The sequence below is a fragment of the Nocardia sp. NPDC019219 genome, from assembly GCF_040632645.1.
In the GTDB taxonomy this organism is placed as follows: Bacteria; Actinomycetota; Actinomycetes; order Mycobacteriales; family Mycobacteriaceae; genus Nocardia; species Nocardia sputorum.
The window spans coordinates 62,700-82,992 of sequence record NZ_JBEYCG010000002.1 but is presented as its reverse complement, the minus strand read 5'-3'; the positions used below and the strand labels follow the sequence as shown (position 1 = coordinate 82,992).

At 70.5% G+C, this 20,293-nt stretch carries 15 protein-coding genes; 6 read left to right on the top strand and 9 right to left on the bottom strand.

Features of this window, described 5'->3' with window-relative positions; genetic code table 11:
- Window positions 1-82 precede the first annotated feature (82 nt).
- The 4 genes from ABZ552_RS04680 to ftsY all read right to left on the bottom strand — a co-directional run bounded on the left by ABZ552_RS04680 (window position 83) and on the right by ftsY (window position 6,189).
- Window positions 83-2,497: a [protein-PII] uridylyltransferase gene (locus ABZ552_RS04680; protein WP_281880824.1), complete on the bottom strand. Its 2,415-nt coding sequence runs from the start codon at window positions 2,495-2,497 to the stop codon at window positions 83-85.
- A 144-nt stretch (window positions 2,498-2,641) separates the two neighbouring features.
- Window positions 2,642-2,980 (bottom strand): P-II family nitrogen regulator, encoded by a 339-nt coding sequence (locus ABZ552_RS04675; protein WP_159838907.1) that lies wholly within the window; start codon window positions 2,978-2,980, stop codon window positions 2,642-2,644.
- 5 nt (window positions 2,981-2,985) lie between these two features.
- Window positions 2,986-4,365: an ammonium transporter gene (locus ABZ552_RS04670; protein WP_281878500.1), complete on the bottom strand. Its 1,380-nt coding sequence runs from the start codon at window positions 4,363-4,365 to the stop codon at window positions 2,986-2,988.
- 339 nt (window positions 4,366-4,704) lie between these two features.
- On the bottom strand, window positions 4,705-6,189 hold the full coding sequence (gene ftsY, locus ABZ552_RS04665) for a signal recognition particle-docking protein FtsY (RefSeq protein ID WP_281878499.1): 1,485 nt from the start codon (window positions 6,187-6,189) through the stop codon (window positions 4,705-4,707).
- 202 nt (window positions 6,190-6,391) lie between these two features.
- On the opposite strand from ftsY, the gene ABZ552_RS04660 reads away from it, so the two are divergent.
- Window positions 6,392-6,781 (top strand): DUF2237 domain-containing protein, encoded by a 390-nt coding sequence (locus ABZ552_RS04660; RefSeq protein WP_040836797.1) that lies wholly within the window; start codon window positions 6,392-6,394, stop codon window positions 6,779-6,781.
- Window positions 6,782-6,899: 118 nt separating this feature from the next.
- Here the strand turns inward: ABZ552_RS04660 and ABZ552_RS04655 are convergent, their stop codons facing one another.
- Entirely contained in the window at window positions 6,900-7,610 is a 711-nt protein-coding gene (locus ABZ552_RS04655) for a TetR/AcrR family transcriptional regulator (protein WP_281878498.1), read from the bottom strand.
- Window positions 7,611-7,779: 169 nt separating this feature from the next.
- On the opposite strand from ABZ552_RS04655, the gene ABZ552_RS04650 reads away from it, so the two are divergent.
- Window positions 7,780-8,697 carry an NmrA family NAD(P)-binding protein gene (locus tag ABZ552_RS04650; RefSeq protein ID WP_281917686.1) on the top strand — a complete coding sequence of 306 codons (918 nt, stop codon included), beginning with the start codon at window positions 7,780-7,782 and terminating at the stop codon, window positions 8,695-8,697.
- 368 nt (window positions 8,698-9,065) lie between these two features.
- Window positions 9,066-9,227 carry a hypothetical protein gene (locus ABZ552_RS04645; protein WP_281878495.1) on the top strand — a complete coding sequence of 54 codons (162 nt, stop codon included), beginning with the start codon at window positions 9,066-9,068 and terminating at the stop codon, window positions 9,225-9,227.
- 12 nt (window positions 9,228-9,239) lie between these two features.
- Here the strand turns inward: ABZ552_RS04645 and smc are convergent, their stop codons facing one another.
- Entirely contained in the window at window positions 9,240-12,851 is a 3,612-nt protein-coding gene (gene smc, locus ABZ552_RS04640) for a chromosome segregation protein SMC (protein ID WP_357435626.1), read from the bottom strand.
- Window positions 12,852-13,283: 432 nt separating this feature from the next.
- On the opposite strand from smc, the gene ABZ552_RS04635 reads away from it, so the two are divergent.
- Window positions 13,284-14,897, top strand: coding sequence for a hypothetical protein (locus ABZ552_RS04635; protein ID WP_357435624.1), 1,614 nt, complete (start codon window positions 13,284-13,286; stop codon window positions 14,895-14,897).
- 52 nt (window positions 14,898-14,949) lie between these two features.
- Here ABZ552_RS04635 and ABZ552_RS04630 read toward each other — a convergent pair whose 3' ends face one another.
- A complete protein-coding gene (locus ABZ552_RS04630; protein ID WP_281878491.1) occupies window positions 14,950-15,375 on the bottom strand; it encodes a DUF1707 domain-containing protein in 426 nt (141 codons plus the stop codon).
- A 224-nt stretch (window positions 15,376-15,599) separates the two neighbouring features.
- Here ABZ552_RS04630 and ABZ552_RS04625 point away from each other — a divergent pair, with 224 nt between their 5' ends.
- Window positions 15,600-16,685 (top strand): S-(hydroxymethyl)mycothiol dehydrogenase, encoded by a 1,086-nt coding sequence (locus ABZ552_RS04625; RefSeq protein ID WP_281878488.1) that lies wholly within the window; start codon window positions 15,600-15,602, stop codon window positions 16,683-16,685.
- Entirely contained in the window at window positions 16,682-17,308 is a 627-nt protein-coding gene (locus tag ABZ552_RS04620; protein ID WP_357435622.1) for an MBL fold metallo-hydrolase, read from the top strand. Before ABZ552_RS04625 ends, ABZ552_RS04620 begins: the two co-directional genes overlap by 4 nt.
- 32 nt (window positions 17,309-17,340) lie before the next feature.
- Here ABZ552_RS04620 and ABZ552_RS04615 read toward each other — a convergent pair whose 3' ends face one another.
- Window positions 17,341-18,210, bottom strand: a complete 870-nt coding sequence (locus ABZ552_RS04615) for a potassium-transporting ATPase subunit C (RefSeq protein WP_357435620.1) — start codon at window positions 18,208-18,210, stop codon at window positions 17,341-17,343.
- A gap of 1 nt (window position 18,211) precedes the next feature.
- Window positions 18,212-20,269, bottom strand: coding sequence for a potassium-transporting ATPase subunit KdpB (kdpB, locus tag ABZ552_RS04610; protein ID WP_357436007.1), 2,058 nt, complete (start codon window positions 20,267-20,269; stop codon window positions 18,212-18,214).
- Window positions 20,270-20,293 lie beyond the last annotated feature (24 nt).

Here is a 20,293-nt window from a genome sequence, read left to right as displayed (position 1 = left end):
AGATCGTAGGGGCGGGTCACGAGGCGGGAGTTCGGATGCAGCAAATATCTCGCAACGGATTGATCACCGGATAAATCTGCTGCTAAATGCCTTTTTCGGCATTCGCGAGACCTTCCGGAGGAGGCTTCGGCGCAGTTCTGGGAACCACCGCCAGAAGCGCTTTCTCGATCGTTTCCCGGCGCGCGGGACCGTCCTCGGGGCCCAGATCCAAGCAGAAGCTGTCGACCACGGCCGAGCCCATCGTGACCACCTTGGCCCAGCGGACATCGGCTCCGCACTCGGCCAGCTCCGCGGCGAGGCGGCTGAGCAAGCCGACCCGGTCCTCAGCGCGCAATTCCAGGATCACCTGACCGGGCACCGAGGTGTCCGACCAGATCAGGCGGGGCTGCGCCTGCGCGTAGCGGCTGCGGCCGATGGTGCTCGCCTCGCGCTCGCGTTTGGCCAGCGCCGCGGAGACGTCCAGGTCCCCGGCCGTGGCGCGGATCAGTTCCTGGCGCAGCAGTCCCGGATCCGGCGGATCGCCGAACTTGGGCGCGACGACGAAAGTGTCCACCGCGGAGGAGCCTTCGACGCCGAGCGCGGCCGACAGCACGCGCAGCGAATGCAGCGCCAGCACGCCCGCGGCGTCGGAGAGCAGCCCGGAGCTGTCGGGCGCGATGACGGTGACGACATAGGTGTGCTTGCTCTCCCCTGGCTTCAGATCGACGTGCACCCCGCCCGCCCGGGCCCGCTCGATCAAGTCCGGTGCGATCGGCTCCGGCGTCGGCAGCTGGTCGCCCGCCATGACCAACCGGCAGCGCCGGACCAGTTCGCCGATCAGCGACGCCTTCCAATCGCCCCACACGCCGGGACCGGTCGCCTGCGAATCCGCCTCCGCCAGGGTGTGCAGCAGTTCCAGCAGTTGCGGATCACCGTCGAGCGCGTCGACGACGTACCGCACCGTTTCCGGATCGGACAGATCGCGCCGGGTCGCGGTTTCCGGCAGCAGCAGGTGATGACGCACGACCGCGCTGAGGGTGCGGACGTCCGACGGCCACAGACCGAGGCGGCGGCCGATGTGGGTGGCCAGTTCCGCGCCGACCGCGCTGTGATCGCCCGCGCGGCCCTTGCCTATGTCGTGCAGCAGCGCGCCCAGGGCGAGCAGGTCCGGGCGCGCCACCCGGGTGCTCAGCCCGCCCGCGTAGGCGACGGTCTCCATGAGATGGCGGTCGACGGTCCAGATGTGCTGGACGTCGCGCGGCGGCAGATCGCGCACGGCGCCCCACTCCGGCAGCAGCCTGCCCCACAAGCCCGTGCGATCGAGCGCCTCGATCGCGTCGATGGTGCCGCGGCCCGCGCCCAACAGCACCAGCAGGTCGTTGAGGGCATCTTTGGGCCACGGCTCGCGTAGTTCGGGGGCGTCCTCCGATAGCCGGTTCAAGGTGGTGGCCGACATGGGCAGACCGGTCTGCGCCGACGCGGCCGCCACGCGCAGGATCAGTCCTGGGTCGCGCTGCGGGCGGGCGTCCCTGGCCAGCACGACTTCGCCCGCGTGCTCGACGACCCCCTCGTCCAGCGGCCTGCGTACCGGCATCCGGCGCAGGCGCGCCAATCCCCGGCGGGGCAGCGCGTTGGCCGCGGTGCGCAGTCCGACGTCCACGGAGTAACTGACCGTCCGGGCCGAATCGCTCAGGGTGCGCGCCAGATCGAACCGATCGCCGATGCGCAGGGCCGCGCCGATCTCGTCGGCGTCCTGCGCCCGCAGTTGGTCGCGGGCCCGGCCCGCCACGCGGTGCAGTTCGGTGCGCACGTCGAGCAGGCGCCGATGCGCCTGCTTCAATCCGCCGCCCGGCACGTCCGGGCCCAGTCCCGGCATCGCGTCGGTCAGCTGGGCGATGGCCAGCGCGTCGAGCAGCTGGATGTCGCGCAGCCCGCCGCGCCCGTTCTTCAGATCGGGCTCGGCGCGGTGCGCGATCTCGCCGTTGCGCTCCCATCTGGCCTGGGCCTGGGCGATGAGCTCATCGAACCGGGAGCGGATGCCGGTGCGCCACTCCCGGCGCACCCCGCCGATCAGCAGGTTGCTCAATTCCTGGTCGCCGATGATGTGCCTGGCCTCGAGCATGCCCAGCGCGGCGATGAGATCGTCCGAGGCCACCCGCAGCGCCTGCGGAACGGTCCGCACACTGTGGTCGAGTTTGATGTGGGCGTCCCACAGCGGGTACCACAGCTGGTCGGCGACCTCGGCCACCCGGGCCGGGTCGACGTCGTCGTGCAGCAGCACCAGATCCAGATCGGAGAACGGCAGCATCTCGCCGCGGCCGAGACCGCCGACGGCCACCACGGCCAAGCCACTGTCGGGAGCGATGCCCAGCTCGGCGCCCTTGCTGGTGAGCCACAGTTCGTAGAGGTCGACCAGGGCCTGGCGCAACGACTCGGCGTCGAGCCGGGGATTGCGCGGCTGGCCGCCGTCGAGCAATTGGGTTCGCGCACGGACCAGGTCGGCCGCGCCGTTGGACACCTTGCCGTTGCCTTCTCCGGTGACCTTCGGATCACCGTCGTGCTGGTACTGACTACCCACAACCCACCGCCCATTTCATGCGCGCGGCCCCGCCCCGACCGGGAGGTCCGGCGGGAGCGGGGCCGCCGCTCGACTCGTTTTCCGCTACAGCGCGTCGGTGCCGCGTTCGCCGGTCCGCACCCGGATGATGGACTCCACCGGAGTGACCCAGACCTTGCCGTCGCCGATCTTGCCGGTGCGGGAGGCCTCCACGATCACCTCCACGACCTTCTCGACGGAGGCGTCGTCCACGACGACCTCGACGCGGACCTTCGGCACGAAATCGACGGAGTACTCCGCGCCGCGGTACACCTCGGTGTGGCCCTTCTGCCGGCCGTACCCTTGGACCTCGCTGACGGTCATGCCCAACACACCCGCCTGCTCGAGCCCGGACTTGACGTCCTCGAGCGTGAACGGTTTGACGATTGCGGTGATCAGTTTCATGTTCGTCATGCCTCCTTGACGGCCGAACGTGCCGTGCTACCCAGAGCGGCGAAGTCGTAGGCGGTTTCCGCGTGCTCGGACTCGTCCAAGCCCACCGACTCTGCTTCCTCGCTCACGCGCAGCCCAATGGTGAACTTCACGATATAGGCAATGATCAGCGTCGCGATGAAGGAGAACGCAAGTACCACACCGGCGCCCACCGCCTGCCGCCACAGCTGATCGACTCCGCCGCCGTAGAACAGACCGGTCTTGGCCGCACCCGCCTCGGGCGCCGCGACGAAACCGACCATCAGGGTGCCGACGATGCCGCCGACCAAGTGCACGCCGACCACGTCGAGCGAGTCGTCGAAGCCGAACTTGAACTTCAGGCCGACCGCGAGGGCGCACAGCGCGCCGGCGACGACGCCGATGGCGAGCGCGCCGAGCACGTTCACCGAGGAACAGGACGGGGTGATGGCGACCAGACCCGCCACGATGCCCGAGGCAGCGCCCAGCGAGGTGGGCTTGCCGTCGCGGATCTTCTCCACCAGCAGCCAGGCCAGCATCGCGGCGCAGGTCGCGATGGTGGTGGTGACGAAGGTGGAACCGGCGAGGCCACCGGAGGTCACCGCGGAACCTGCGTTGAAGCCGAACCAGCCGAACCACAGCAGACCGGCGCCGAGCATCACGAACGGCAGGTTGTGCGGGCGGAACGGCGTCGTCGGCCAGCCCTTGCGCTTGCCGAGCACCAGCACCAGGGCCAGACCGGCCGCACCGGCGTTGATGTGCACCGCCGTGCCGCCCGCGAAGTCGACAGCGAGCAGTTTGTTGGCGATCCAGCCGCCCTCGTGCACGACGTTGCCGTCGGCGTCCTTCACGTCGAAGTCGAACACCCAGTGCGCGACCGGGAAGTAGACCACCGTGGACCAGATGCCCGCGAAGAGCAGCCACGCGCCGAACTTCAAGCGGTCGGCGACCGCGCCCGAGATGAGGGCAACCGTGATGATGGCGAACATCAGCTGGAAGGCGACGAAGACGGTCGCCGGAATCGTGCCCGCGAGCGGGATGTTCACCGCTTCGGTGGTGACCGCGCCCGCCGCGTCCTTGACCTCGGCGACGGAGTTGCCGCCGATCAGGCCCTTCAGGCCGAAGAACTGCGTCGGGTCACCGATCAGGCCGAACTTGTTGTCACCGAAGGCCGTCGAGTATCCGTACAGCGACCACAGCACGCCGACCAGGCCCATGGCGCTGATGCTCATCATGATCATGTTGAGCACGTTCTTCGACCGGACCATGCCGCCGTAGAAGAAAGCCAGGCCCGGCGTCATCAGCAACACCAGCGCCGAGCTCGCCAGCATCCATGCGGTGTCACCGGTATCCGGTGCACCGGTAAGTGGAAACGCCACTTTAATGTCCTCCTCATCTCGGGCCCCGCCGATTCCGGCAAATGGACCTGAACAGAAGGGTCCTTACTCGGTGTTTCATCCGTAGAGCTGACGTGTTTCACCTACGTGAACGGATGGCGCAGCTGTGTTGCCACTACGTTTCGTCACGTACACCAGGCGTTTTCCGGCGCTGTGAGGTAGTCGTCCGGGAATCGGACATTCGTTATCGCGGAGGAGGACTCGGCAAACATCCGGGGTGTGACCGCCCTCGCATTCCCGGGGCCCGGGATGGACCGCGGCCCGCCGACCGGAACAGCGCGGGCCGCAGTCCCTTTCGAAGGAGCCTGCGAGCGGGAAGACTCAGCCCAGCAGTGCGTCCACGAACGCGGCGGGCTCGAACGGAGCCAGGTCGTCGGCGCCCTCGCCGAGCCCGACCAGCTTCACCGGCACGCCCAGTTCGTGCTGGACCTGGAAGACGATGCCGCCCTTGGCCGTGCCGTCCAGCTTGGTCAGCACGACGCCGGTGATGTCGACCACTTCGGCGAACACCCTGGCCTGGGTCAGCCCGTTCTGCCCGACGGTCGCGTCCAGCACGAGCAGGACCTCGTCGACGGCGGCCTTCTTCTCCACCACGCGCTTGACCTTGCCCAGCTCGTCCATCAGTCCCGTCTTGGTGTGCAGCCGCCCGGCGGTGTCGATGAGCACCGCGTCCACGCCGCGCTCGATGCCCGCCGCCACCGCGTCGAACGCGACCGCGGCGGGATCGGCGCCTTCGCGGCCGCGGACGGTGTCGGCGCCGACCCGCTCGCCCCAGGTCTGCAACTGGTCGGCGGCCGCGGCGCGGAAGGTGTCGGCCGCGCCGAGCAGCACGCGGCGGCCGTCGGCGACGAGCACGCGCGCCAGCTTGCCGGTGGTGGTGGTCTTACCGGTGCCGTTCACGCCGACCACCAGCAGGATCGAGGGGTGGTCCGGGTGCGGCAGCGCGCGCACCGAGCGGTCCAGCTCCGGTCGCAGCTGCTCGATCAGCACGTCGCGCAGCACCGCACGGGCCTCGTCGGCGGTGCGCACACTGCGCGCCGCCATCTCCGAACGCAGCCGTGCGACGACCGCCGTGGTGCTGGCGGTGCCGAGGTCGGCCAGCACGAGGGTGTCCTCGACCTCCTCCCAGGAGTCCTCGTCGAGGTCACCGCCACCGAGCAGGCCGAGCAGGCTCTTGCCGACCGCGTTCTGCGAGCGGGACAGGCGTCCGCGCAACCGGACCAGGCGGCCGGCCGTGGGTTCGATCTCCTCCAGCGCGGCGGGCGCCTCGACGCCCGCGGGCGTGTCGGGAGCGACCAGGTCGGTGGCCGCTGCGGTGTCCGGGCCCGCGGTGACCGGCTCGGCGGCCGTGTCCGCGGCCTCGGTCTCGTCCGCCGTGCCGGGCGCGCTGTCGGCGACCGGACCCTCCGGCGGCGCCACCGCGTCGGTGGCGGGGGGTGCCGTCTCGGGTTCGACCGGCGCGGCCCCGGCGGCCGGCGGCGCCTCGGCGACGTCCGCGTCCGGCAACGGAACGTTGGTGATGCCGCGTCTGGGCGCGTCGCGCGGGATCGCCGCGTCGTCGCCGACGTGCGGCTGTCCTTCGGTATCGGTGCGCTCGACCGGTTGCGGTTCGGTCGCCGTGCCGCCCCGGCTGAAGGCGAATCCGCCGGACGCGGTGTAACCACCGGACCGATCGGTCACCTCCTTGTCCTGCGTGGGCGGAGTCAGCGACACGCGGCCGCGCTTGTACCGGACGAAACCGGCGACGAGCACGACGAGCAGCAGTGCGGCGACCGCGGCGATCAGGATCCAGACTTCGGGACTCACGCGAACCATCCTTGCAGACCGCTCGTCACGTACCCGGCCCCGAGCCGCACCGGGTGCGCGAGTCGCCGCCCCCGGCAAGCCGCACGAGTCCGGCGAACACCGCAGGTCCCGGGCCGTGGACATGCCCGGGCGGGCACCGACACAGCCCTCCAGATTTCTTGTCCTGCGGAACTTCTCGCGAAGGGACAATAGGATCGGCGACGTGACCGATCGAAACGTGCTTGGGGGGCCGCTGGAAGAGTGCGGCACCGATCCTCTCACCGGCTTCTACCGGGACGGCTGCTGCAGTACCGGGCCGGAGGATCTGGGCAGCCACACCGTGTGCACCGTCGTCACGGCAGAATTCCTGGAACATCAGGCGTCCATCGGAAACGATTTGAGCACGCCGCGCCCAGAGAACAATTTTCCCGGTCTCCAGCCGGGCGACCGATGGTGCGTGGTGGCCGTGCGATGGCTGCACGCGCACGAGGACGGCGTCGCCGCCCCCGTGATCCTGGCCGCCACGCATGAGAACGCCCTGGAAGTGATCTCGATGGACATCCTGCGCAAGTACGCCGTCGACGTGCCCGACGACGTCAGCGATCTGCTCTGACTCGCCGCTAGCACTCCCCCATCGGCCGCCGCGGGAGCGGCCGACAGGCACTGCCCTCGCTCTGCGATCGGCGTCATGTCTCAACAGCGCACCACATGGCGCAATTGCGCCAGTGCCGCTAGCGCGCCGCCGCGACACGTCGACGGTGCGCCTTCTGACGGCATGCCGCCGAGCAGTATTTCGCCCTGCGCCCGATCCCGGCGCGGGGCACCGGTGCGTGACACACCGGACAATCCGCGCCCCCGTTTTCGTTATGTTCGGTCGTTTCGTTACGACTCTCGTCCACGCTCGCGCGTTCCGTTACGATCGCCGCACCCGGCCCTGCCCGCAGCGCGTCGAGCACGATCGCGGCGGTACGGTCGACGCCGCCCCGGGTCTTCCGAAGCTGTTGAATCGCAACACATCCGGTGAAGATCGCGAGCACGTCATCGATCCCGATGTCGGCGCGGACGGCGCCCTGCCGCTGAGCGGCTAGCAGCAGCACGTCCAGTGCGCGGTGAAACCGCACACCCGCGCTCTGCAAGAGCGCCCGCGGCCAGCCGTCGTCGGATTGAACCAAGTCGCACAAGGCCTGGTTGCCGGGCGTGGTGGCGATCACGGTGGCGCAGAAGTCGAAGAAGGCGGCCCCGGCGTCCGGTGCGCCGACGTGCTCGGCGGCAAGCCGCGCCAGCCCGTCGATGCGCTGCTGCATAACGGCTTCCAGCAGATCGGCCTTGGTCGGGAAGTGCCGGTAGACCGTGCCCGCCCCGACACCGGCTCTGCGGGCGACTTCGGCCAGTGACACCGAGGCGCCCTGCTCGGCGAAGGCGCGCTGCGCGGCCGCGAGCACGCGGGCTCGATTGCGCCGGGCGTCCGCGCGCGACGTCGCGGCGGGAGCGAGCGATGCGGTCATTTCGTTACGGCCTTCCGACAAGTTCCCTAGTGGATCGGGTCGCGGCACCCGTATCGTCCGAATCCGGGTTACCCAACCCGATTCTATCGAGCAGAGAAGGCGAAGCATGTCCTTTCAGCACACCCTCATCCTGGTCACCGGCGCCACCGGCAAACAGGGCGGCGTAACCGCCCGCAAGCTGCTGGCGGACGGCAGGGCGGTGCGCGCGCTGGTCCGCGACGCGCACGCGCCGGCCGCACGCGAGTTGGCCGCGGCCGGTGCGGAACTCGTCGTCGGCGATTTCGATTCGCCGGAAACCTTGCCCGCGGCGCTGGCCGGTGTCACCGGGCTGTTCCTGGTCCCGCCCGCGGCCTACCGCGCACAGGGCTGGGACGTCGACCTGGAAGCCGCACGCGGACAGGCGATCGTGCGCGCGGCGCTCGACGCCGGTGTGCGGCAGATCGTGTTCACCGGCATCGCGTCGATGGGCGACAACACATCCTGGGGCACGACCGGAAAGCAGCGCATCGAAGAGGCTATCGTCGCCGCAGGCATCCGCTACACGCTGCTGCGCCCCGTGCGCTTCATGGAGAACTACCTGCTGCGTACGTCGCCCGTCGACGGCATCTTCGACGGCGTGCACCGGCACCTGTTTCCCGCCGAAGGCCCGATGAAGGTCATCGCGCTCGCGGACATCGGCGACATCGCCGCTCTGGCGTTCGCCGATCCGGACGGATTCCACGGCCGCGTCCTGGAACTCGCGGGCGACGTACTGGCTCCGCCCGCGGCCGCCGCGGCGATCAGTGCGGCGACCGGCCACCCCGTCCGCTATCACGAGGTCTCCGAAGCCGAGGCGGACGCCATCGGTGCGGAGATCGGCAACACCTGGCGCTTGATGCGGCACACCGGCGGATGGAGGGCCGACGTCGACGAGATCCGCCGGATCCATCCCGGACTGCGGACCTTCGACGCCTGGCTGGCGGAAACCGGGGCGGCGCAGATCAAAGCGCTGCTGGACAGCGAGAAGGCGGGCGCTGGACGGTGACCGGCGTCGGCCGGTCACGGCCCCACGCCGCCTGGGCGCGTTGACGGTGGCGGGCAGCTGTCGCCCGTGAATCCGGCCGGGTGAGCGGGGATGCCTATCCGGCCGGCCGCCGTGGCCGCTGGGCTTCGCGGCGGAGACGATCGGCCGACCGAGGCCGTGTGGGAGCCGGGTGGGCGGCGCCGAAGGCTGGTGCGTACGAGGTCCGCTCGATATCGCATCAGCCTGCTCACCGAGCTGATCGAGCTACGCGCGCTCGCCGCGTGGCGAGCCGGCCATCCGGGGTACCGCGTCGTCGCGTTGTGGTGCGGCGGGCGCGGCGTACCCTCGGCATAGTGGTACGCCTGCGCAGACGAGCCCACCGTGACCCGGTGGGCGCCGAAGTCGACGAGATATTCGGGCCGTCGCGCAAGCACATCCACGAGCGCAAGGAGTGGGTGGCGATCGCGAAAGTCGACGATCGCATCTCGGGCGACGATCCGCTGGTCGATCTGGACTCCGGCACCGTCACCCTCCCCGGACGCCGCGGATGACCGTGTGGCGGCTCAGCCCACCGGGGCCAGGTTCTCCCCGCGCAGCCGCTGAGAGATCACCTGGGTGATGCCGTCGCCGCGCATGCTGACGCCGTAGAGCGCGTCGGCGATCTCCATCGTCGGCTTCTGGTGGGTGATGACGATCAGCTGGCTCTTCTCCCGCAACTGCTCGAACAGGCCGATCAGGCGGCGCAGGTTGGTGTCGTCCAGCGCCGCCTCGACCTCGTCCATCACATAGAACGGCGAGGGCCGGGCGCGGAAGATCGCCACCAGCAACGCGACCGCGGTCAGCGACTTCTCGCCGCCGGACAGCAGGGACAGCCGCTTGACCTTCTTGCCCGGCGGCCGGGCCTCCACCTCGATGCCGGTGGTGAGCATGTCCGAGGGGTCGGTGAGCAGCAGCCTGCCCTCGCCACCGGGGAACAGTTTCGCGAACACCTCGACGAACTCGCGCTCCACATCGGCGTATGCCTCGGTGAACACCTGGAGGATGCGGGCATCGACCTCGGCGACCACGTCCAGGAGATCCTTGCGCGCGCTCTTGACGTCCTCCAGTTGGGTGGCGAGGAAGTTGTAGCGCTCCTCCAGCGCCGCGAATTCCTCCAGCGCCAAGGGATTCACCTTGCCCAGGGTGGCGAGGTCCTTCTCGGCGCGCTTGGCACGGCGCTCCTGGGTCTGCCGGTCGTACGGCATCGGGGCGGGCTCGCTGACCTGCTCGCCCCGCTCCTTGGCCTGCTCGTACTCCTGCATCTCCAGCGCCGAGGGCGGCAGCGGCACATCCGGACCGTATTCGGCGATCAGGTCGTCCAGAGCGATGCCGAACTGCTCGGCGATGGTCGCCTCCAGTTGCTCGATGCGCAGCGCGGCTTGGGCTTTCGCCACCTCGTCCCGGTGCACCGCGTCGGTGAGCTGGGACAGCTGCGCGGTGAGCGCGCGCACCCGCTCCTTGACCTGCTCGACCTGTGCGGCGCACTCCGAGCGCCTGCGCACCAGTTCGTCGCGCCGAGCGCCCGCCTCCCCGACGACGCGCTCCAGCTCGGCGGCGATCTTCGCACCGGATTCGGCGACCGCGGCGGCCACCTCCGCCGCCTTCTTGCGCGCGGCCTGGGCGCGTTCGGCCCGCGCCCGGTTCTCCCGTTCGGCGCGCGCGGCGCGGCGTAGCGAATCCGCCTTGCCGCGTACGGATTCCGCTCGTTCCTCGGCGGTGCGCACGGCAAGCCTGGCCTCGACCTCCATCGCGCGCGCCTCGGCCAGCGCGGCCGCCGCCTCCTCGCGTGCGCGGCCCGCGGATTCGGTGCCCGCCGCGCCCGCACCGTCGGCGTCCACCTCGGATTGTTCGAGCTCCGCGTGCCGCAGGCGATCCTCCAGCTCGGCCAGCGAGGCCAGTGCCTCTTCCCGGCCGGCCTCCGCATCGTCGCGCTGGCCGAGGAGCCGTTCGCTCTCCGCGTGCGCGGTGCGGGCGGTCTGGCCGAGCCTGCCCAGCCGTTCGTAGATCGCGACCAGCGCCTGATCGGATTCGTGCAGCGCGAGCAGCGACTGGTCGACGGCGTCCTTGCGGTCGGACTGTTCCTCGAGCGCGCCGGACAGCGCGGCCTCGAGTTCCTCGGCGCGGCGCTGCGCGGCGACCAGTTCGGCCCGGGCGGCATCGATGTCGGCCTGGATCTCCAGCTGGCTGGGCGCGCGATCCGAACCACCGAGCAGCCAGCCGTTTCCGGCGAGATCGCCGTCGCGGGTGACCACACGCAGCTCGGGCCGCGCCGCGACCAGCGCGCGGGCGGACGGCAGGTCGTCGGCCACGGCGGTTCCCGAGGTCAGCGCCGCGATCGCGCCGCGCACCGGGTCGGGGCACTCCACCACGTCGACCAGCCAGCGGGCGCCGCCGGGCAAGGCGCCCGGCTTCGGCGGCTCGCCGCTGTCGGTGCCGAAGACCACGGCGGCGCGGCCACCGTCGGCGTCCTTGAGCGCTTCGATCGCGGCGTGCGCGGACTCGCCGGTATCGGCGGCGACGGCGTCGGCCAGCGGGCCCAGCGCGGCCGCGACCGCCGCCTCGAAGCCCGCGTGCACGCGCAGCAGGCCCGACAGCGGTCCGAGCAATCCCTGTTCGCGGTGCTCCACCAGCCAGGCCACACCGTCGCGGCGGGCCAGGTTCATCCCCAGCGCCTCGATGCGCGCGCTCAGCGACGCGACCCGCTTGCTTGCCTCGCGGTCCTGCTCACGCAGTTCGGTGACGCGCTGATCGGCCAGTTCGAGGGCCTGCACGGCGTGCTCGTGCTGGGCGTCGAGCCCCGCCTCGCCCGCGTCGAGTTCGGCCAGTTCGTCCTGCACCGTGTCGAATTCGGTCTGCGCCGCCTCGCCGCGGTGGCGGGCGTCGGCGATGGCGACCGACAGGCGCGCGATCTCCGCGTCCACCGACTGCGCCCTGGCCCGCAGCGTGTCGACCTTGCCGGACAACCGGGCCACGCCCTCGCGCCGGTCGGCGATCGCCCGCACGGCGGCCAGATGCGCCTGCTCGGCGGCCTTGGCGGCGTGTTCACGTTCGGCCAGCTGGTCCCTGGCCGCTTCCAGGGTCTCGGCGGCCATCTCGACCGCCTCGCGCAGCTCGGCTTCCTCGGCTTCGACGCGGTCGGCCTCGGCCTCGAGCTGCTCGGGATCGCGGCCGGTGCTGACCGGAGCGGCAGCGTCCAGGTGCCGCGCCCGGTCGCCCGCGATCCGGATGGTCGCGTTGACCCGCTCGGCCAGCGCCGAGAGCTGGAACCAGATCTGGGCGGCGGCCTCGGCGCTCGGCGTCAGCCGCGACAGCTGGAATTCCTGCTGCGCCAGCGCCGCGTTGGCCGCGTCCAGCTCGGTCTGCACGGTGATCTGCTGCTCGCGCGCGTACGCCTCCTTGCTCTGCTGGCTCGCGAGTTCCGCGCGGCGGGTGACCAGGTCGTCGGCCGCCAGGCGCAGCCGGGCGTCGCGCAGATCGGCCTGCACGGTCTGCGCCCTGCGGGCCACTTCGGCCTGCCTGCCGAGCGGTTTGAGCTGGCGGCGCAATTCGGTGGTGAGGTCGGTCAGCCGGGCCAGGTTGGCCTGCATGGCCTCCAGCTTGCGGACCGCCTTCTCCTTGCGTTTGCGGTGCTTGAGCACACCGGCGGCCTCCTCGACGAACGCGCGCCGGTCCTCCGGGCGCGACTCGAGGATGGCCGACAGCTGACCCTGCCCGACGATGACGTGCATCTCCCGGCCGATGCCCGAGTCGCTGAGCAGCTCCTGCACGTCCATCAAGCGGCAGGAGTTGCCGTTGATCTCGTATTCGCCCGCGCCGTCGCGGAACATGCGCCGGGTGATGGACACCTCGGCGTAGTCGATCGGCAGCGCGCCGTCGGAATTGTCGATGGTCAGCGTGACCTCGGCGCGGCCGAGCGGTGCGCGTCCGGCGGTGCCCGCGAAGATCACGTCCTGCATCTTGCCGCCGCGCAGCGCCTTCGCGCCCTGCTCGCCCATCACCCAGGTGAGCGCGTCGACGACGTTCGATTTGCCCGATCCGTTCGGACCGACCACACACGTGATGCCGGGCTCCAACCGCAACGTCGTCGCGGACGCGAAGGATTTGAAGCCCTTCAACGTCAGGCTCTTCAGGTGCAAGTTCGACGACCTTTCCGTGTTCTGCCCGGTCGGCCGTTCCGCGTGGTCGAGGCAGCGCATCCCGGCGACCAGTCATGGTATCCGTCGCGTGCCGGGCGTTTCCCGGCCCCGACGGCGCACGCGGCCGAGTGGCGGTTCGGCGACATCCGTAGGTTATCGACTCGCCGCCGGTTCGCGCGCATTTCGATGTGCCCGAGGTTTGCCGACGCGGCTCCCGGCCGTGTCGGCCGCACCCGGTCACGTCGGTTGCGCCGGCCCGGCGCGGGACGCGCCGCGGCGCGGAAAGCGCCCGCGCGCTCGGTCGATCGGCCACCCGCTCCCGGCTCGCTGGTCCGCCGATTCCGGGCGGTCTCGAACTGGCACTGACGTCGCGCGCTCCGGCCACATACGATCCCTCTGATTCGCCAGCGGAACGTTCGGGAGCGCACCACGATGTCGGCCCCTTCGCCAGGGACAAGCACGCGGTTCCGCCTTGCCCGGATCACGGGGCTGGTTCTCGGCAGCCTGGTGTTCCTGCACGCCTGTGAGCGCAGCAAGAGCGCTCTGCTCAGCGATGTGCGGGTGGAGGTGGCGGTCGCGGCCGCCCTCGCGGCGGGCGCCCTGGCCGCGGCGTGGTTCGAGATCAAGCTGCGGGCGCTGGAGCAGGACGCCGACCCGCCGTGGGACGACCAGGACGAGGACGAAACTCCCAGTTCTGGGAATTTTCGCGGTCGAGCAGGGCGCTCGGCCGACCCGGCGTACGGCACCGGCCGACGACCCGCGCGCAGCGGCGTCGGCGCGCGGCCCGCGCCCGTGACCGACCCCGAGGACGACGACGTGCCCGAACCTGGGCGCGGCGATTTCGTTGCCGGGATAGCGCGGACATTGCGGATCACCCGAACCGGTAGCTCGGACGAACCGCAGCCACTGTTCCCGCTGGGCGCGATGACGAAATGGCTGCGCCGCGTCGACCACGACGACGACAGCGACCCCGGCGAGCCCGACGACCACGACGAGATGGAACAGGTCACTCGCACCGAGACGGGCGAACTCGTGATCGAGTCGAGCAGGCGAACGGTGCGGGCCAAGATCTCCCGCTCCGGCGACCTCGTCGTGCACGGCCGCGGGCACAGTGGCGCACCGCCACGATCCGAGTGGAAGTGGACGTTCCAGCCAGACACATTCCCCGCCATCCGCGTCGCACTCGGCGACGGGCCCGGCGATCTCCTCGACCTGCTCGAGGAGACCATCCCCTGGCTCGACGCCGGAGCCCGCCACGACCCCGGCGCATGGTTGCGCGCGCACGACATTCCCGCGACCTATCGGGAGAAGGGCGTCAGCGCCACACAGGAAACCCGCGAACTCCCCGTGCTCCAGCCGGGGCGTCCCCCGCAGCCACCCCGTGCGGGCAGGTCCCCCCGGAAGCCGTCGCGCGACGCGTCCGGCGCCGCGCGCACGCCCACCGAAGCCGTGGACGCCCGAGCCCGCCGGCAAGGATCCGCCGAACCAACGCCCGCGCGGGGCGAAAGGCGCTCCGCCCAGCGCAGAGGGGACGATTCGCAGTCTTGGCGTCACGATGCCGATCGAGTTCGCGGGGACGCTCCCCGGCCCGCCGCACGACAGACCCGCTCGTCCGACGACTACGCTTCGCCCGCGCGCCGCCACCGCGACGAGCCCGAACCCGCTCGGCAGGGCCATCGATCCCCCCGGACCGGCGGAGCGGACCCGATCGCCCGTCCTACGCCGGGCCGTCCTGATCTGCCGAGACGTCGGCATCAAGCGCCCGCCGACGACCCGCGCCATGCCGGCGGACAGCCGGACGAATACGACGACGCGGAGGTCCGGCAGCCGCGAACGGGTCGGCAGACCGGGCGCAGGGGGAACCCGCAGACGCCCACGGAACTCGAGCCCAAGACCAGGCGGCGAGAGCGGCACGAGCCCTACGACGGCCCCTTCGACCGAGGCCCGGAACGGACCTACGACAAACCGCCGCCCGGCCGCCGCCACCGCGGCGATCAGCGATCACGCTACGAAACCTCGCACGAGTCCTCCCGGCGCGGCTGGTAGGGGAGGAAAACGGCGCTGCTACCCGGCGAACCGGGTGGCAGCGCAGCGAAGCTCAGCTCATCCGTTGGGTGAAACGGCCGTTCTCGAAGCCGGCCACCATGCGGAACGCGAGGACCGCGCCCCACGGGCCGATCACCCAGATCGGCCAGAAGTAAGTGAACGCGCCGACGCTCAGCGAGATCGCGCCCCAGATGACGAGCACCAGCAGGCTCACGCCGAGCCAGGTGCTGCCTTCGATCCGCTGCCAGATCGGGATGCGCGGGCGCGCGGCAGCCGGTGCGGCGGCGTCCTTGCCGAGGTCGGGCAGATCGGACAGCACCGAGCGCAGGTCCTCGCGATCGGTGGTGGCGTACACCTGGGCGACGCGCTGGTCGTATTCGGGCAGATCCAGCCGCCCGTCTGCCATATGCCTGCCGAGCAGGCGCACCACGGCGTCGCGTTCGGCATTCGAGGCGCGGGTGCCGGTGGAGATGTCCATGCTTGGTCCTATCGACGGTTCCACCCTCCATAGTGGAATATTACTCCATCATAACCCTCCAAAGTGGAATGTCAACCTCCGGGCCGATTCCCGCTCGAAACGCGCGCCTCGGCGCCATCCGGCGGTAGGGTTCCATCAGGAACAGCTGTATGGACAGGTGTTCAGCTCGCGGATCCGCCGAGCGGCCGGATCCGCGTCCCGACGAACTCGCTCAGGAGGCACAGGTGTCGGAGACCGTCCGCGGGGTCGTGGCCCGCAGCAAGGGCGCACCGGTGGAGATCACCGAGGTCGTGATCCCCGATCCGGGCCCGCACGACGTGGTGGTGCGGGTGCAGGCGTGCGGTGTCTGCCACACCGATCTGCACTATCGCGACGGCGGGATCACCGACGACTTCCCGTTCCTGCTCGGCCACGAGGCCGCCGGTGTGGTGGAGACCGTCGGCGCCGCGGTCACCCACGTGGCGGAAGGCGACTACGTGATCCTCAACTGGCGCGCGGTCTGCGGCGAGTGCCGGGCGTGCAAACGGGGCCGTCCCTGGTACTGCTTCGACAGTCGCAACGCGAGCGCGAAGATGACGCTCGCCGACGGAACCGAGCTGGCACCCGCGCTGGGCATCGGCGCGTTCGTCGACAAGACCGTCGTGCACGAGGGCCAGTGCACCAAGGTGGATCCGGCCGCCGACCCCGCGGTGGCGGGCCTGCTCGGCTGCGGCGTGATGGCGGGCATCGGCGCGGCGCTGCACACCGGCAACGTCTCGATCGGCGACAGCGTCGCGGTGATCGGCTGCGGCGGCGTCGGCGACGCGGCCATCGCCGGGGCCCGGCTGGCCGGGGCGAAGACCATCATCGCGGTCGACCGCGACGCCCGGAAACTGCGCTGGGCCATCGACTTCGGCGCCACTCACACGGTCGACGCCACCACCGAGGACGTGGCCGAGAAGATCCAGGAGTACACCGACGGGTGGGGCGCCGACGTCGTCATCGACGCCGTCGGGCGGCCGGAGACCTGGAAGCAGGCGTTCTACGGCCGCGACCTGGCGGGCACGGTGGTTCTCGTCGGCGTGCCGACGCCGGAGATGACCATCGAGATGCCGCTGCTGGACCTGTTCTCCCGCGGCGGCGCGCTGAAGTCCTCGTGGTACGGCGACTGTCTGCCGGAACGCGACTTCCCCACCCTGATCGACCTGCACCGCCAGGGACGGCTGCCGCTGGACCGCTTCGTCACCGAACGCATCGGCCTCGACCAGGTGGAGGGGGCCTTCGCCAAGATGCACGCCGGCGACGTGCTGCGCTCGGTGGTGGTCTGGTGACCGCCCGCATCGACCGCGTCGTCACTTCCGGCGACTTCTGTCTCGACGGCGGCACCTGGGCGGTGGACAACAACATTTGGTTGGTCGGCGGCGACGACGAGGTGGTCGTCATCGACGCCGCCCACGACGCCGACCCGATCGTCGCGGCGGTCGCCGGGCGCACGGTCCGCGCGATCGTGTGCACCCACGGGCACAACGATCACGTGACGGTCGCTCCCGAGCTGGCCGAGCGGCTGAACGCCCCGATCCTGTTGCATCCTGGGGACGAGCCGCTGTGGCGCATGACCCATCCGGAAGCCGAGTACCGGCCGCTCGCGGACGGTACTCGGATCGCCGTGGCGGACAGCGAGATCCAGGTGCTGCACACGCCCGGCCACTCCCCCGGATCGGTCGCACTGCATCTGCCCGACGCGAAGGTCGTGTTCACCGGCGACACGTTGTTCGCCGGTGGGCCCGGCGCGACCGGCCGCTCGTTCTCCGATTTCGGCACGATCATCGAGTCGATTCGCGAACGCCTGCTGACGCTCCCGGAGGAGACCACGGTCCATACCGGGCACGGCGATTCCACCACCATCGGCGCGGAGAAACCCTTCCTCGCCGACTGGATCGCGCGCGGCCACTGACCGCCGCGGGCGGCACACGGCACCGCCCGCGTTCACCCGCGGTAGGGGTACCGGCGATCCAGATCCAGATTCACCTGGAGGACGTCCACGCGTGGCTCACCGAGGAATCCCAGCGTCCGGCCGCTGGTGTGCTCGTCCACCAGGGCCCGGACCTGGTCTTCGGAAACCCCGCGCGCCTTCGCGACGCGGGAAACCTGGATGGCCGCGTACTCCGGAGAGATGTTCGGGTCCAGTCCACTCCCGCTCGCGGCGACAGCATCGGCCGGCACCGCCGGATCGGCGGGCGCGTCGCCCCGGATCGGGACGACACGCCCGGCGGAGTAATCCTGTCCCGGTTCGGCGCAGTCGACCCGGACGCCGCGGTAGGCGGTGACGAACGGCCGCGCCGGGCACGCCTCGTTGACGCTGACCACCCGCACCGGATGCGCGACGCCGCCATCGCGGTCGCGCGGTCCGAGTACCGAGAGCACCGCGCCCACACCGTCTTTCGTGCAGAACGGACGGCTGCCGTCGACCCCCTCACGGTCGCCGACCTCCTTGCTGCGGGCACACACCGTGGTGAGCAGGCTCGCGCGTGCCGGTGTGTCGACGATGTCCTCCGGTCCGAGATTGCTCGCGGCGGTGGACATCGGGTCGTAGCCGTCACCGGCGGCCGAGGGACGGCTCTGGAAGTACTGCACCAGAGCCGCACCGTCGGCGGCGGTGAACGATTGCCCGATCAGGCTGGAACCTACGGTCGTTCCGTTCACCTCGACCAGCGACCCGTCCGCCTTCTCGTGCAGGCCGGGGAGCTGGGCTACCGCGAGAACCGCCAGGGGATACACGATTCCGGTGATCGCCGTGAGCGCGAGCAATGCGCGCAGGGCGGCGAGATGCTGCCGGATCCAGGTTGAAAGGCGCATATCAGGACATCCCGGGGAGGAACTGGACCGTGAGGTCGATGAGTTTGATGCCGAGGAACGGCGCGATGATGCCGCCGAGCCCGTAGACGGTCAGGTTGCGGCTGAGCAACTTCGACGCGTTCGACGGCCGGTAACGCACGCCGCGTAAAGCCAGCGGGATCAACGCCACGATGACGACGGCGTTGAAGATCACCGCGGACAGGATCGCCGACTGCGGGCTGGACAGCCGCATGACGTTGAGCAGGTCCAGACCGGGGAACAGCGGCACGAACAGCGCAGGAATGATCGCGAAGTACTTGGCGATGTCGTTGGCGATGGAGAACGTCGTCAGCGCCCCGCGCGTGATGAGCAACTGTTTGCCGATCTCGACGATCTCGATCAGCTTGGTCGGGTCGGAGTCCAGATCCACCATGTTGCCCGCCTCTTTGGCGGCCGACGTCCCGGTGTTCATCGCGACGCCCACGTCGGCCTGCGCGAGCGCGGGCGCGTCGTTGGTGCCGTCGCCGGTCATCGCGACCAGCCGCCCGCCCTCCTGTTCCCGTTTGATCAGCGCCAGCTTGTCCTCCGGCGTCGCCTCGGCGAGGAAGTCGTCGACACCCGCTTCGTCCGCGATCGCCTGAGCGGTCAACGGGTTGTCGCCAGTGATCATCACCGAGCGGATGCCCATGCTGCGCATCTCGTCGAACCGCTCGCGCATGCCCTGCTTCACCACGTCTTTGAGGTGGATCACGCCGAGCACCCGGGCGCCGTCGCCGTCGACCTGGCCGACGACCAGCGGCGTGCCGCCCGCGGCGGAGATGCCGTCGACGGTCGCGCCGAGTTCAGCGGGCACCGAACCGCCCCGAGACCGCACCCATTCGGTGACCGCACTCGCCGCGCCCTTACGCAGCATGCGGTCCTCGACATCGACGCCCGACATCCGGGTCTGCGCGGTGAACTCCACCCACCGCGCGTGACTCAGCTCGCCGGGCGTCCGCTCCCGCAGACCGTAGGCCTGTTTGGCGTAGACCACGATGGAACGTCCCTCCGGCGTCTCGTCGGCCAAGCTGGAAAGCTGTGCGGCGTCGGCCAGTTCCGCCGTGCTCACGCCGGGCACCGGGACGAAGTCCGCGGCCTGACGATTGCCGAGCGTGATGGTGCCGGTCTTGTCCAGCAGCAGGGTGTTCACGTCTCCGGCTGCCTCGACGGCACGACCGGACATGGCGAGCACATTGCGCTGCACCAGGCGGTCCATGCCCGCGATGCCGATCGCCGACAGCAACGCGCCGATGGTCGTGGGGATCAGGCACACCAGCAGCGAGACCAGCACGATGCCGGTGACGCCGTGCGCGTCCAGCGCCGAGGTGTCCGGCACGCCCGGGTTGTTCGCCTTGCTGAAGATCGCCATCGGCTGCAGCGTGACGACCGCGAAGACGAAGATGATCGTCAGCGCCGCGAGCAGGATGTTCAGCGCGGTCTCGTTCGGGGTCTTCTGCCTGCTCGCGCCCTCTACGAGCGCGATCATCCTGTCGATGAAGCTGCGGCCGGGTTCCTGGGTGATCCGCACGACGATCCGGTCCGACAACACGGTGGTGCCGCCGGTCACCGCCGAGCGGTCACCGCCGGATTCGCGGATCACCGGCGCGGATTCACCGGTGATCGCCGACTCGTCGACCGACGCGATGCCTTCCACGACGTCGCCGTCGCCCGGGATCACCTGCCCGGCCTCGACCACGACGTGATCGCCGCGGCGCAGGTCCGTGGCGGCGACGCGTTCCTCGACCAGCCGCGCGCCCGGCGACCACTCCACCAGCCGCCGCGCGACGGTGTCGGTCTTCGCCTTGCGCAGGGTGTCGGCCTGCGCCTTGCCGCGCCCCTCCGCGACGGCCTCGGCCAGGTTGGCGAAGAGCACGGTGAGCCACAGCCACACCACGGTCGCCCAGGCGAAGAAGCTCGGGTCCACCAGCGCGAGAACGGTCGACCACACCGCGCCGAGTTCGACGATCAGCATCACGGGGTTGCGCCACAGGGTGCGCGGATCGAGCTTGCGCACCGCGTCCGGCAGCGAGGTCAGCAGCATCTTGGGGTCGAGAACCCCGCTCGG

What these genes read in the sequence shown, in the direction of transcription:
- ABZ552_RS04675 (WP_159838907.1), bottom strand. Translation starts at nt 2,980, where the DNA reads ATGAAACTGATCACCGCAATCGTCAAACCGTTCACGCTCGAGGACGTC.
- ABZ552_RS04650 (WP_281917686.1), top strand. Translation starts at nt 7,780, where the DNA reads ATGTCCTTTCAGCACACCCTCATCCTGGTCACCGGCGCCACCGGCAAA.
- ABZ552_RS04630 (WP_281878491.1), bottom strand. Translation starts at nt 15,375, where the DNA reads ATGGACATCTCCACCGGCACCCGCGCCTCGAATGCCGAACGCGACGCC.
- kdpB (WP_357436007.1), bottom strand. Translation starts at nt 20,269, where the DNA reads ATGCTGCTGACCTCGCTGCCGGACGCGGTGCGCAAGCTCGATCCGCGC.
- ABZ552_RS04615 (WP_357435620.1), bottom strand. Translation starts at nt 18,210, where the DNA reads ATGCGCCTTTCAACCTGGATCCGGCAGCATCTCGCCGCCCTGCGCGCA.
- ABZ552_RS04635 (WP_357435624.1), top strand. Translation starts at nt 13,284, where the DNA reads ATGTCGGCCCCTTCGCCAGGGACAAGCACGCGGTTCCGCCTTGCCCGG.